Below are 12,959 nucleotides of genomic sequence, written 5' to 3' on the forward strand. Positions count from 1 at the left end.
GTCGCGCGGGCGGAGGAGCGGGGACCGGACCCGGCACTCCCCAGCGGCCGCTCGGCCTCCCGGTGCGGAGCCGGCCGTCTGGTACGGCGGCGGCCGTCGCGAGGGCCGGCCCGGCTCAGGCGTCGGCGGACGAGATCGCGAGGACGATCGCCGTCAGCGTCGCCCGCAGGCGCTCTAGCGACGCGGGCTCCGACTCGTCCTCGAGGATCGACTGCTTGACCGCGTCGTCGTAGCCCGCCACCAGCAGGCGCACGGCCGTCGTCGGCTCGAGGGAGAACTCGCGGCGCACCTGGCGCAGCGCCCCGTGCACGATCTGCACGAGCGAGGCGTCGAAGCCGGCGCGGAAGTCGCGGTACTGCGGAGCGATCCGGGGGTCGCGGAGCGCGAGCAGCTCGAACTCCGACTCGACCACGCACCAGCGGCGGTTGTCGGTGGCAGGACCCTGGAGGAAGTCGAGGATGACCACGGCCAGCGTCTCGGCCGTCAGCGGCTCGTCGGCCGAGACGACGCGCGGGATCGTACGGTCCATCTGCTCGACGAGGGCGGTCACCCGGGCGCCGTTCTCCCGCTCCATGAGCGCGAAGAACAGCTCCTCCTTGGTGGAGAAGTTGGAGTAGAAGGCGCCGCGCGAGAACCCGGCGCGCTCGCAGATCTGCTCGACGGACGCACTGTGCACGCCGGTCTCGGCGAAGACGTCGTAGGCCGCGTCGAGCAGGCGCTCGCGGGTGCGGCCGCGGCGGGAGGTCTCGGGAGGGGTGGAGTCGATCGCCGTCATCACCAGCCTCCTGCCCGCCCTGTCAACACCTTCGACGCCGTTCACCTTATCCGATACATTCACGTATCGAATACGGTCCTGTATCGGATACGCTCGTGTATCGGAGCCCGGCTCCGCCCTGGTACAGAGACGTATCGCCACCCTCCCCACCCATCGTCAGGAGACCGCGTGTCGTCGCTGCTCTACCGTCTCGGTCGTCGCGTGTACCGCGCCCACCGCCTCGTCGCCGTCCTGTGGCTGCTGATCGTGGTGGCGGGCGGAGGAGGAGCGCTGCTGCTCAACCAGGGCACCGACAACACGTTCTCCATCCCGGGCACGCAGTCGCAGACCGCCCTCGACCAGCTCGAGCGCACCTTCCCCCAGGTCAGCGGCACGTCCGCGCGGTACGTGGTCGTCGCGCCCGACGGGGGCAGCGTCCAGGACGCCGACGTGAAGGGCCCCGTCAGCGACGCGGTCGCCGCGCTCGGCGACGTCGACGAGGTCGCGGCCGTCACGGACCCCTACTCCGACAGCGTGTCCGGCACGATCTCCGACGCCGGGAACGCCCTCGTCATCACCGCCCAGATGGACGGCTCCGCCACCACCACGAGCCCCGAGAGCCGCGACGCGCTGAAGGCCGAGGCGACGACCCTCCAGGACGCGCTGCCCGCCGGCTCCGTGGTCTCGCTCGGCGGCGACCTCTTCGCCCAGAACCTCCCCGGCGTGACCATCACGGAGGCGATCGGCCTCGTGGTCGCCCTCGTCGTCCTCGTGCTCACCTTCGGCTCGTTCCTGGCCGCCGGCATGCCGCTGGTCACCGCACTGCTCGGCGTCGCCCTCTCGATGTCGGCCATCTTCATCGCCACCCGCTTCGCCTCGATCTCCTCGACCACGCCGCTCCTGGCGCTGATGCTGGGCCTGGCGGTCGGCATCGACTACGCCCTCTTCATCATCAGCCGCCACCAGGACCAGCTGAAGCAGGGCATGGACCCGGAGGAGTCGACCGCGCGGGCGACCGCGACCGCGGGCTCCGCCGTCGTCTTCGCGGGCCTGACCGTGATCATCGCGCTCGTCGGCCTCTCGGTCGCGGGCATCCCGTTCCTCACCACGATGGGCGTCGCGGCGGCGGGCGGAGTCGCGATCGCCGTGGTCATCGCGCTCACCCTGACCCCCGCCCTCCTCGGCTTCGCCGGCGCGCGGCTGCGCCCCAAGGAGCGCCGGGCCAAGAGGAAGGCCGCGAAGGCCGCCGCCGCCGCGGGCACCCACGTCGACACCGAGGCGCACGAGGAGGCGGCGACCGCCTCCCCCGGCGGCCACGTGCACGCCGAGGTCCCGCGCGGGTTCTTCCGCGGCTGGGTCCGGGTCGTCACGCGCTTCCCGATCGTGACGATCATCGCGGTGATCGGCGTGCTCGGCGTCGCGAGCATCCCGGCGCTCAGCCTCCGCCTCGCCCTGCCGGACGCCGGCTACCAGGCCGAGGGCACTCCCGCGCGCACCACCTACGACCTGCTCGCCGAGAACTTCGGCGCCGGCTACAACGGCCCGCTCATCGTCACCGGCACGATCATCGGCTCGACCGATCCGCTCGGCCTGATGGACGACCTCAAGGGCGAGATCGAGAAGCTCGACGGAGTCGCCTCGGTGCCGCTCGCGACGCCCAACGAGACCGCCGACACCGGCATCATCCAGGTCATTCCCGAGGGCGGCCCCGACTCCGAGGCCACCAAGGCGCTGGTCGCCGAGATCCGCGACAAGCACGACTACTTCCAGCAGGAGTACGGCGTCGACCTCGCAGTGACCGGCCAGACCGCGGTCGGGATCGACATCTCGGACACTCTCGCCAAGGCCCTGCTGCCGTTCGGCCTGCTCGTCGTGGGCCTGTCGCTGGTGCTGCTGACGATGGTGTTCCGCTCGCTCTGGGTGCCGATCAAGGCGACGCTGGGCTACCTGCTGTCGGTCGGCGCGTCCTTCGGCGCCGTGGCGGCGGTGTTCGAGTGGGGATGGTTCTCGGACGCTCTGCACGTCGACAAGACGGGCCCGATCATCAGCTTCATGCCGATCATCCTGATGGGCGTGCTCTTCGGCCTCGCGATGGACTACGAGGTGTTCCTGGTCTCGCGGATGCGCGAGGACTACGTGCACGGGAGGCCGGCGCGCGCCGCTGTCGAGTCGGGCTTCGTCGGCTCGGCCAAGGTGGTCACGGCCGCCGCGGTCATCATGTTCTCGGTCTTCGCCGCCTTCGTGCCGGAGGGGGACACCAACATCAAGCCGATCGCGCTCGGGCTCGCCGTGGGCGTCTTCGTCGACGCGTTCATCGTGCGGATGACGCTGGTGCCCGCCGTGCTGCACCTGCTCGGCGACCGCGCCTGGCACATGCCGCGCTGGCTCGACCGCGTCCTGCCGTCCTTCGACGTCGAGGGCGAGGGCCTCACGAAGGAGCTCGCGCTGGCCGACTGGCCGGAGCCCGGATCCACCGACGTGATCGCGGCCGAGGACCTCCGCCTCGACGGACCCGACGGTCCCGTCTACAGCGGCGTCTCGCTGCGGGTCGCTCCCGGCTCCTCCCTCGTGGTCCACGGGCCGCACCGCTCCGGCCGCACCGCGCTGCTGCTGAGCATCGCCGGCCGGCTCGCCCCCGACTCCGGGCGCCTGAAGGTCGCGGGCCTTGTCGTGCCGATCCGCTCCGCCGCCGTGCGCGGGCGGGTCGGGCTGGTGCGCCTCGCCGGAGCCGCCGACCCCGTCGCCGACGTCCGGTCGGCCCTGGAGTCGGCCCCGCCGATCCTGGTACTCGACGACCTCGACACGGTCACCGACCCGCAGCTGCGCGGCGCGATCCGGGCCGAGCTCGACGCCGCCCGCGCCGCCGACGACGCGTTCACCGTGGTCGCCTCCTCCGTCGACGCCGAGGCGCTCGACGACCTCCTCCCCTCCGACCGCGGCGTGCTCGCGGTCTCGCCCGCGGCCGAGCGCCGCGCGATCGCAAAGGTCCTCTGACAGATGGCTCTCCTCTCCCTCGAACGCCCCCGCGGCGTCAAGAAGGTGTCCTGGCTGACCCTTCTCGGGATCGTCCTGGTCCCCCTCGTCATCGGCGGCCTCCTGGTGTGGGCGCTCTGGAACCCGACCGAGCGCCTCGACACGATCACGGCCGCCGTGGTCAACGAGGACACCCCGGTCGAGATCAACGGGCAGACCGTGCCGCTCGGGCGCCAGCTCGCGGCCGGCCTGGTGACGGGCGGCACCGACTCCGCGAGCTCGGACGCCCCCTCCTCCACCGCCTCGGCGAGCGCGACGCCGTCCGCGAGCACGACCCCGGTGCCCAACGTCTCCGGCTCGGACTCGACGGGCAACTTCACCTGGGTCCTCACGGACAAGGACGACGCCGCCAAGGGCCTCGCCGACGGCAGCTACGCGACCGTCGTGACGATCCCCTCCTCCTTCTCCGCCGCCGCCACCTCGTACTCCGGCGACGCCGCGGAGGCGACGAAGGCGACCATCGACATCGCCACCAGCGAGAAGGCCAAGCTCGTCGACGACGCCATCTCGGCCACCGTGACCAGCACCGCCACCTCGCTGCTCAACACGCAGCTGACCACGGCCTACCTCGAGAACGTCTACGTCGGCTTCAACACCCTCAACGAGCAGATCGGCCAGGCGGCCGAGGGCGCGGGCACGCTCGCCGACGGCGCCGACCAGCTCGGCACCGGCGCCTCGACCCTCGCCGACGGCACGAGCAGCCTCGCCGACGGGATCGACGAGCTCGCCACCGGCGCCTCCTCGCTCTCGGACGGCGTCGGGCAGATCGGCACCGGAGCCTCGTCCCTCGCCGACGGCGTGGGGCAGCTGGGCACCGGGGCCTCCGACCTCTCCGGCGGAGTCGCGCAGCTGGCCACCGGTGCGCGCGGCCTCTCCGGCGGAGTGGGACAGCTCGCGACGGGCGCCCGCGACTCGGCGACCGGGGCGACCGCGCTGCAGGGCGGCGCCTCCGACCTGGCCGACGGGCTCGACCAGCTGAGGGAGGGAGTGGTGAGGACCGGCGACGGGACCCAGCAGGTCGCCGCCCTCAGCGCCGGCGCCGCCGCCGCCACTGCGGGGACCTTCGAGGCGCTCAGCGCCGCGCTCGAGGGCTGCGAGACGACGCAGTGCCTCGCCGCGCGCGCCGTCATCGCCTCGGCGGACGGACCCACCGGCGCGACCACCCTCGCCACGACGACCGCGGGAGCCGTCGCCGGGATCGACGCGGGCATCCGCCTCGGCGGCGACGGGCAGCCCTCGCTGATCGACGCGGTCGGGCAGTCCGCCACCGGCGCGCGCACTCTCTCGGGGGGCATCGGACAGCTGTCCGGCGGCCTGACGCAGCTCGCCGACGGCGCGGACGACGCCGCGGGCGGAGCGTCCCAGCTCGCCGACGGCCTCGACACCACGGCGGCCGGGTCGGCGCAGCTCGCGACCGGCGCCACCACCGCCGCGGCCGGTGCCCGCGACCTCGCGGCCGGCGCGACCACGGCCGCGGGCGGCGCCGCCGACCTCGCCGCGGGAGCCTCCTCCGCCGCCGACGGAGCCGACCAGCTCGCCGACGGCGCGAGCGGGGTCTCGGACGGCGCCGTGCAGCTCGCCGACGGCACCCGCACGCTCGCGACCGGCCTCGACGCCGCGGTCGCGCAGCTCCCGACCTACACCGAGTCGGAGTCGACGAACCTCGCCGACGTCGTCTCGGACCCGGTCGAGAACGCGAGCAGCGCGACCGACCTGTTCGGAGCCTCCAGCGTCCCGTTCTTCGCGACGATCGCCCTCTGGCTCGGCGCCCTCGCGACGTTCCTGGTGCTCGCCGCGTTCTCGCACCGCGCGCTCTCCTCGACCCGCTCCTCCGCCGCGCTCGCCCTCTCCTCCTACGTGCCGGCGCTCGTGATCGGCGTGGTGCAGGGACTCGCGGTCGCGATCGTGATGAGCGGGGTCGCGGGCCTGGAGCCGGGCCGCTGGGTCGGCTTCGCCCTCCTGGCGATGCTCACCGGCGCCTCGTTCGCCGCGGTGAACCAGGGGCTGGTCGCCCTGCTCGGAGGGATCGGCCGCTTCCTCGCGATGGTCGCGGCGGTGATCGCGCTCGGCGCGGGCATCATCTCGACGGTCCCCGGGCTGTTCGACGACGTGCTCGGGTTCCTGCCGCTCTCGGCGGCGCAGAACGCGCTGTCCGGAGTGGTCGAGGGCACCGACGGCACGGCCGGCGCCGTCGTCGGCCTGGTGATCTGGCTGCTGTTCGGCCTGCTGCTCACCGTCGCCGCGATCGCCCGTCGCCGGGTCGTCTCGGTCCGCGCCCTGCACCGCACCGCGGAGGCGTAGGCCGCGCCTCGCGCCACTCCTCCCCCGAACCGGGGACGGGTGGCGCGAGGATCGCGCCACCGCCGCGCCTCTCCGGGCGACCGGCCCCGGCCGGGGCTAGCCTGACGCGATGGAGTCGGAACCGATGGCGATCCGGACGCGACGGGTGTACGGCCCATCGGTCCTGCGGCGCCTCCGCGCCCTCCTCCTGCGGCTCCTCGGCGCCGGCCTCGCGGCCGTGCTCATCCCGTTCGCCGTCCTCGCGGACCGCCGCGGGGTCCTCGACGAGTCGGTGCTCGCGCTCGGGCTCCTCGCCCTCACCGTCGTCATCGGACTGGCCTCGGCGGTCTCGCTCTTCGTCGTCTCCCCCACCCGCGTGATGACGACCGAGACGCAGGTCGTGCTGATGCGCGGCCGCCGCCGCCGCGAGCAGTGGCCCCGCCGGTCGGTCCGCTTCCTCGAGTCCGCCGACGGCGACGGCTTCGTCGCCTGGTGCCGCGGCGACGGAGTCGAGGTGCGCTGCGGCCACTTCCGCCCGGAGGACCTCGCCGCCCTGCTCGCCGACCTCGGCGCCGCCGCCCGCGTCCGCCACGCCCTGCCGCCCGCTCTGGCCGGGCCCGCCTCGGCCGTCCGCTTCCGGCCGCACCGCGCTCCGCTCCAGCGCCGGGCGGTCGCCCTGGTCGTCGTCGCCACGGAGGCGTTCGCCGCCGGCGTCCTGGCCGTCGCCCTCGCGGGATCCCCGTCGGGCGACCGCGCGCAGATCGCGCTGGGGGCGGTCGTCGTGGCGCTCTCCCTCCCGCTCGGGCTGGTCGCCGCGCGGCTGGCGCTGCGGCCCGGGCTGCCGGGCTCGATCGTGGTGTCGGAGTCGGCCATCCAGATCGACGGGCTGATCTTCCCGCTCGAGGCTCTGCGCTCGGTCGTCGCCTCGAGCCCGACGGGGAGCCATAGCCTCCGCCTGACCCTCACCGAGACGAACGGCCGCGTCACGGAGGTCCCCCTCGGGCTGCGGGTGCCGACGCTGCGGCGCGACCAGCTCTTCCCCGACTACCCGCTGCTGCTCGGCGTGCTGCGCGAGCGCACGGCGGGGCTGCTGCGGATCGAGGGCTGAGCCTCAGTCCTCGGCGCCGTCGGCGATGCGCTGGTGGTGGTGGATGACCTCGGCGACGATGAACCCGAGGAACTTCTCGGCGAACGCCGGGTCGAGGTGCGACTCCTCGGCGAGCGCCCGCAGCCGCGCGATCTGGCGGGCCTCGCGCTCGAGGTCCGCGGCGGGCAGCCCGTGCGCGGCCTTCAGCCGGCCGACCTTCTGCGTGAACTTGAAGCGCTCGGCGAGCAGGTGGATCAGCGCCGCGTCGATGTTGTCGATGCTCTGACGGATCTGCACGAGCTCGGCCCGCGCCAGGGACTCCTCGTGCGACGGCTCCTCGTGCGACAGCTCCTCGGTCATGCCCCGACCCTAACGGACCGCCCCCGGACACGACGACGGCCCCTGCCCGGAGTCCGGGAGGGGCCGTCGAGAGGGCCCGGTCAGTCGACCAGGTTGATCTGCACGGGGATGTTGCCGCGGGTGGCGTTGGAGTACGGGCAGAGCTGGTGCGCCGCATCGGCCACCTTCTGCGCGTCCTCGGAGCTCGCCTTCGGCACGTAGACGTCGAGCTCGACCGAGAGGCCGAAGCCGTCGGAGTCGTTCTTCCCGATCGAGACGCTGGCCGAGACGGCCGCGTCGGTCGTGTCGATCTTCAGCTGGCGACCGGCTCCGTGCAGGGCGCTGAGGAAGCAGGCGGAGTAGCCGGCCGCGAACAGCTGCTCGGGGTTGGTCCCCTCGCCGGAGCCGCCGAGCTCCTGCGGGGCGCGGGTGTCGAGGTCGAGACGGTCGTCCTCGGTGCGGACGTGGCCGTCGCGTCCTCCACCGGAGGCGTGGGCGATGGCGGTGTAGAGAGCATCCATCCCCCCATCCCACCACTCGGCCGCCGTGAGTCGGGTGAACGCGGGATGCACGTCCGTGCGTTCTCCCGGGAATCCCCCTCGGGAACGCTCCGGGGAGCGTCAAGCCCCTCCCCCTCGGCGCCCTCCGGGTGTGCGGTGGAGGGACACCGACCCCGACCGGCGCGAGCCGGAGAACGGACACGAGCATGCGAGCACTCACCTGGCAGGGCATCGAGAAGGTCTCGGTCGAGACCGTCCCCGACCCCCGCATCCAGCAGCCGACCGACGCGATCGTCCGGATCACCTCGACCGCGATCTGCGGCTCCGACCTGCACCTCTACCGCCTCCTCGGGCCCTACATCGACCGCGGGGACGTGCTCGGCCACGAGCCCATGGGCGTCGTCGAGGAGGTGGGCTCCGGAGTCACCACCCTGAAGCCCGGCGACCGGGTCGTCGTGCCCTTCACCATCGCCTGCGGCGAGTGCTTCATGTGCCGCCGAGGGCTGCAGTCGCAGTGCGAGACGACGCAGGTCACCGAGTACGGCTCGGGAGCGGCGCTCTTCGGCTACACGAAGATGTACGGCCAGGTCCCCGGCGGGCAGGCCGAGCTGCTCCGCGTGCCGCTGGCCGACTACAACACGATCGTCGTCGGCACGGACCTGCCGGACGAGCGCTACCTCTTCCTCAGCGACATCGTGCCCACCGCGTGGCAGGGCGTGGAGTACGCGCAGGTGCCCGACGGCGGGACCCTGGTCGTCTTCGGACTCGGCCCTGTCGGCCAGTTCGCGGCGCGGATCGGCGCCCACCGCGGCTACCGCGTCCTCGCCGTGGAGCCCGTCGCCGAGCGGCGCGCGATGGCCGAGCGGTACGGCGTGGAGACGTTCGACCTGTCCGACGACATCGCCGCGCAGCTGCGCGACCTCACGGACGGGCGCGGCCCCGACTCCGTCGTCGACGCGGTCGGCATGGAGGCGCACGGCTCGCCGGTCGGCTCGTTCGCTCAGTCGATGGCGGGGCTCCTGCCCGACCCGATCGCCCGCAAGGCGATGGACACGGTCGGCGTCGACCGCCTCGCCGCGGTCCACGCGTCCCTCGATCTGGTCCGCCGCGGCGGCACCGTCTCGCTGAGCGGGGTCTACGGCGGAGAGGCCGACCCGATGCCGCTGAAGTCGATGTTCGACAAGCAGGTGACGGTGCGGATGGGCCAGTGCAACGTGAAGCGCTGGATCGACGATCTGCTGCCGCTGGTGGAGGACTCCTCCGATCCGCTCGGCGTGATGGACCTCGTGACCCACCGGGCGCCGCTCGAGGACGCTCCGGCCCTCTACGAGACCTTCCAGAAGAAGGAGGACGGCTGCATCAAGGTCGTCCTGCACCCCTAGCCGGGGAACAGCGAAGGCGGCGCCCCCCGAGGGGAGCGCCGCCTTCGCGGTACTGCCGAGACCTACTTGAAGACGTCCTTGACGTCCTCGCCGGCCTTCTTGGCCGAGGCCGCGGCCTGGTCCTTCTGGCCTTCGGCCTTCAGGCTGTCGTCGTTCTTGTGGTCGCCCAGGGCTTCCTTCGCCTTGCCGGCGATGTCCTGAGCGGCGTTCTTGATCTTGTCATCGAGCCCCATGGTGGTGCCTCCTTCGCTGATCGTTGGCACGACCGTAGGACCGGGAACTGCTCGCTTCCTGGGAGCGGGAAGGGGCTTGCCCGGGCGCCCGCTGGACTGCGATGATTCGCGCCCTCGACCGGGGCCGGCCGGCCGAGGGCGCGGGATCAGGTCGCCGGGGTGGCGGACTCGGACGGAGCGGACTGCGAGGGCGCGTTCGTGGGAGTCTGCGACGATCCGTCGTCGGCGCTGGTGGGCACCGCGCTCCCCGACTGGTACGGCGTCTGGGCGTCGCCGGTGCAGCCGGCCAGCAGGCCGATCGTCAGAGCGGAGGCGCCGAGCGCCCCGAGGACCCGTGCGGCGCTCACTTGCCCGTCACCGCGTCCTTGACGGCCCCCACTGCCTTCTCGACGATGTTCGGCTTCGGGTCGGTGCCGTAGAGGCGCTCGTCCGGCTGGGTGGGCGGGGGCATCGGGACGTTGCCGCCGGGCTCCGCGACGCGGTAGCTGAACTCTCCCTTGCCGTCCGGGGTCGGGCCCGAGGCCCAGCTGCCCTCGGAGGCCGCTGCTCCGTCCGAGAAATTGATGTACTCGTACGACACGGAGCGCTCCTCCTTCGAGATCGGGAAGTTCGAGGGCACGGGCAGGTCCTCCCGGCCCTCCGCGCGCAGCTCGGCGGCCGCCGCGATCCACTGGTTCTGGTGCATGGTGTCGCGGGCCAGGAGGAACGACAGGAGGTCGCGCACGCCGTGGTCGTCGGTCATGTGGTAGAGCCGGGCGACCTGGAGCCGACCCTGCATCTCCGCGTTCGCGTTGGCGGTGAAGTCGGCCAGCAGGTTGCCGCTGGCGGTGATGTAGGAGCCCTGCCACGGGTTGCCCATGCTGTCGACGGGGCGCGCGCCGGCGCCGGCCACGATGGCGTGCTGCACGTCGGAGCCGCCGATGACCGCCGCGAGCACGGGGTCCTTCTTCATCGCGTCCTCGGACTGCTCGACCGGGGCCTTCTCGAGCAGCTGGGCGATCATCACGGCGATCATCTCGACGTGGCCGAACTCCTCGGCGCCGATGCCGAAGAGCAGGTCCCGGTACTTGCCCGGGTCGTGGGCGTTCCAGGCCTGGAAGCCGTACTGCATCGCCACGGTGATCTCGCCGTACTGGCCGCCGAGCACCTCCTGGAAGCGGCGGGCGAAGACCGCGTCGGGCTTCGAGGGCGTGGACGTGAACTGGAGTTCCTGACGGTGGAAGAACATGACTGGTTGCCTTTCCGGGGTAGCCGGGCGGATCCGGGTGCGGACGTCCGATGTCTGTCCTCTCGACGGTAGGGAGCCCTGTTCGCGGGTCAGAAGGGGCTTGACGCGGTGGCGGAGCAGTCGATCCACGGGCTCTCGGGCCCCGCCCTCGTGGGCGCGGGATGGTAGCCCCATCGGGGGGTCAGCCGCTATGCCCTTCCCGGTACTCGAGGGCCCGAACAGACTGGCGACGCCGGCACGCATTCATTCCCCACTCGATCCTGGAAGGGACAGACGATGTCGAACATCGATCCCGCTTCACCTCCGTTCGGAGACGGCGCCGCGAACTTCGGCGCGACCGAGACCCCCATCGACAGCGGGGCGCACGTCGCCTCCACGGACACCTCCTCCGGCTCCTCCTCGGGCAGCACGGCCGACTCCGCGAAGGAGAAGGCGAGCGCCGCCGCGGGCACCGCCAAGGACCAGGCCGGCGCCGTCGCCGGCGACGCCAAGCAGGCCGCGAGCGAAGTGCTCTCGACCGGCAAGGACGAGGCCGCCAACGTGGTCCAGGAGGCCAAGGTCCAGGTCAAGGACCTCTACGACCAGAGCCGCACCCAGCTCACCGAGCAGGCCCACGCCCAGAAGGAGAACGCCGCCAAGGGCGCCCGCGCCTTCAGTGACGACCTGACCGCGCTGGCCAACGGCGAGGGCGGCAGCGACAACGCCGCCGCGAAGCTCGTCTCCCAGGCGGCCACCCGCGTGCAGGGTGTGGCCTCGTGGCTCGAGAACCGCGACCCGTCCGAGCTCCTCGACGACGTCCGCGCGTTCGCCCGCCGCCGCCCGGGTGCCTTCATCCTCATCGCCGCGGCGACGGGACTCGTCGGCGGGCGCCTCATCCGCGCCCTGACCGCCGAGGCGAAGGACGAGAAGGAGGCGACGAGCACCCGCACCGACGGACCCGAGTTCGACGCCCCCGCCTCGACCACCGCGCACTCCGACGCCTCCGCGTACGACGCGCCCGTCGCGTCCGCCTACGGCACCGTCGGCTCGAGCTCCCTCGAGCGCGACTACGCGCCGACCGAGCCCGTCTCCGACCCGCTCGACGGCGGCTTCCCGAACGGCGGCCGGCTGTGACCGACCCGACGGGCGTCCACCGCTCGACGGAGACGCCCGACCAGCGGGCCGGGTCGACGTCGCTGGGCGATCTGCTCGGCGAGGTCTCGCGCGACCTCTCCACGCTGATCCGCCAGGAGATGGCCCTCGCCAAGGCCGAGCTCAAGGAGTCCGCCGGCAAGGCGGGCAAGGGAGCGGGCCTCCTCGGCGGGGCGGGCTACGCCGCGCTGATGGCCGTGCTCTTCCTCTCGATCGCCCTCTGGTGGGGCCTGGGCACTCTGATCGGCAACGGCTGGTCCGGAGTGGTCGTGGCCGTCATCTGGGCGATCGTGGCCGCGATCCTCTACGCGGTGGGCCGCAAGAGCCTGAAGCAGGTCGACGGCGCTCCCGAGACGGTCGACTCCCTCAAGAAGATTCCCGACACCCTCAAGCCGAACGGGGCAGGACGATGACGTACGACGCAGGACAGAACAAGACACCCGAGGAGATCCGGGCGGACATCGAGCGCACGCGCCTCGAGCTGGGCGGGGACGTCGACGCGCTGGCCGAGAAGGTCAGCCCGTCCGCCATCGCGCAGCGTCAGACCGACAAGGTCAAGTCGGCCGTGGGCTCCGTCCGCGACCGCGTGATGGGCTCGGCGCACGACGCCTCCGACTCGCTCTCGAGCGGTGCGGGCTCGGCGAAGGCCAAGGCCGAGGGCAACCCGTTCGCCGTGGGGCTCATCGCCCTCGGCGCCGGACTCCTCGTCGCCTCGCTCATCCCCGCCTCCAGCAAGGAGAAGGAGGCGGCGAGCCGCGTCAAGGAGCAGGCCCAGCCGGTCGTCGACAAGGTGACCGACGCGGCCAAGGAGGCGGCGAGCGAGCTCCGCGAGCCCGCGCAGCAGGCGTTCGCCTCCGTCAAGGAGACCGCGACCGACGCCGCGCAGAACGTCAAGGAGGCGGGTACCTCCGCCACCGACGACGTGAAGGACTCGGCCCGCGAGGCCAAGCACGCCGTCCAGGAGGACGTGCAGCACTGATCCGTCGGCGCTG

General features: G+C 72.8%; 13 protein-coding genes. 7 read left to right on the forward strand and 6 right to left on the reverse strand.

The window, feature by feature from the left end:
• Positions 1 to 115: 115 nt before the first annotated feature.
• Entirely contained in the window at positions 116 to 775 is a 660-nt protein-coding gene (locus C5C95_RS13250; RefSeq protein ID WP_104292731.1) for a TetR/AcrR family transcriptional regulator, read from the reverse strand.
• 168 nt (positions 776 to 943) lie between these two features.
• Between C5C95_RS13250 and C5C95_RS13255 the strand changes: the two genes are divergently transcribed.
• The 3 genes from C5C95_RS13255 (at position 944) to C5C95_RS13265 (ending at position 7,175) form a co-directional block, all read left to right on the forward strand.
• A complete protein-coding gene (locus C5C95_RS13255) occupies positions 944 to 3,748 on the forward strand; it encodes an MMPL family transporter (RefSeq protein ID WP_104324620.1) in 2,805 nt (934 codons plus the stop codon).
• A gap of 3 nt (positions 3,749 to 3,751) precedes the next feature.
• Entirely contained in the window at positions 3,752 to 6,088 is a 2,337-nt protein-coding gene (locus C5C95_RS13260) for a YhgE/Pip domain-containing protein (RefSeq protein ID WP_104324621.1), read from the forward strand.
• A gap of 109 nt (positions 6,089 to 6,197) precedes the next feature.
• Entirely contained in the window at positions 6,198 to 7,175 is a 978-nt protein-coding gene (locus C5C95_RS13265) for a hypothetical protein (protein ID WP_146087087.1), read from the forward strand.
• Between the two features lie 3 nt (positions 7,176 to 7,178).
• On the opposite strand, the gene C5C95_RS13270 is transcribed toward C5C95_RS13265, so the two are convergent.
• On the reverse strand, positions 7,179 to 7,514 hold the full coding sequence (locus tag C5C95_RS13270; protein ID WP_104222760.1) for a chorismate mutase: 336 nt from the start codon (positions 7,512 to 7,514) through the stop codon (positions 7,179 to 7,181).
• A gap of 80 nt (positions 7,515 to 7,594) precedes the next feature.
• On the reverse strand, positions 7,595 to 8,014 hold the full coding sequence (locus tag C5C95_RS13275; RefSeq protein WP_104222761.1) for an organic hydroperoxide resistance protein: 420 nt from the start codon (positions 8,012 to 8,014) through the stop codon (positions 7,595 to 7,597).
• 185 nt (positions 8,015 to 8,199) lie between these two features.
• Between C5C95_RS13275 and C5C95_RS13280 the strand changes: the two genes are divergently transcribed.
• Positions 8,200 to 9,375 (forward strand): zinc-dependent alcohol dehydrogenase, encoded by a 1,176-nt coding sequence (locus C5C95_RS13280; protein ID WP_104222762.1) that lies wholly within the window; start codon positions 8,200 to 8,202, stop codon positions 9,373 to 9,375.
• 62 nt (positions 9,376 to 9,437) lie between these two features.
• Here C5C95_RS13280 and C5C95_RS13285 read toward each other — a convergent pair whose 3' ends face one another.
• The 3 genes from C5C95_RS13285 to C5C95_RS13295 form a co-directional block, all read right to left on the reverse strand.
• Complete coding sequence (locus C5C95_RS13285) at positions 9,438 to 9,608, reverse strand: CsbD family protein (protein ID WP_104222763.1); 171 nt, start codon at positions 9,606 to 9,608, stop codon at positions 9,438 to 9,440.
• Positions 9,609 to 9,754: 146 nt separating this feature from the next.
• On the reverse strand, positions 9,755 to 9,955 hold the full coding sequence (locus C5C95_RS13290) for a hypothetical protein (RefSeq protein WP_104222764.1): 201 nt from the start codon (positions 9,953 to 9,955) through the stop codon (positions 9,755 to 9,757).
• Entirely contained in the window at positions 9,952 to 10,836 is an 885-nt protein-coding gene (locus tag C5C95_RS13295; RefSeq protein WP_104222765.1) for a manganese catalase family protein, read from the reverse strand. The genes C5C95_RS13290 and C5C95_RS13295 overlap by 4 nt, the downstream gene beginning before the upstream one ends.
• A 276-nt stretch (positions 10,837 to 11,112) precedes the next feature.
• Here C5C95_RS13295 and C5C95_RS13300 point away from each other — a divergent pair, with 276 nt between their 5' ends.
• Genes C5C95_RS13300 through C5C95_RS13310 form a run of 3 tightly spaced genes read left to right on the forward strand, consistent with a single transcriptional unit; the run spans position 11,113 to position 12,946 of the window.
• On the forward strand, positions 11,113 to 11,949 hold the full coding sequence (locus C5C95_RS13300; RefSeq protein ID WP_104309576.1) for a hypothetical protein: 837 nt from the start codon (positions 11,113 to 11,115) through the stop codon (positions 11,947 to 11,949).
• Complete coding sequence (locus C5C95_RS13305; protein ID WP_104222767.1) at positions 11,946 to 12,380, forward strand: phage holin family protein; 435 nt, start codon at positions 11,946 to 11,948, stop codon at positions 12,378 to 12,380. The genes C5C95_RS13300 and C5C95_RS13305 overlap by 4 nt, the downstream gene beginning before the upstream one ends.
• Positions 12,377 to 12,946 carry a DUF3618 domain-containing protein gene (locus C5C95_RS13310; RefSeq protein ID WP_104222768.1) on the forward strand — a complete coding sequence of 190 codons (570 nt, stop codon included), beginning with the start codon at positions 12,377 to 12,379 and terminating at the stop codon, positions 12,944 to 12,946. The genes C5C95_RS13305 and C5C95_RS13310 overlap by 4 nt, the downstream gene beginning before the upstream one ends.
• Positions 12,947 to 12,959: the final 13 nt, after the last annotated feature.

Source organism: Rathayibacter sp. AY1B7 (genome assembly GCF_002932735.1).
In the GTDB taxonomy this organism is placed as follows: domain Bacteria; phylum Actinomycetota; class Actinomycetes; order Actinomycetales; family Microbacteriaceae; genus Rathayibacter.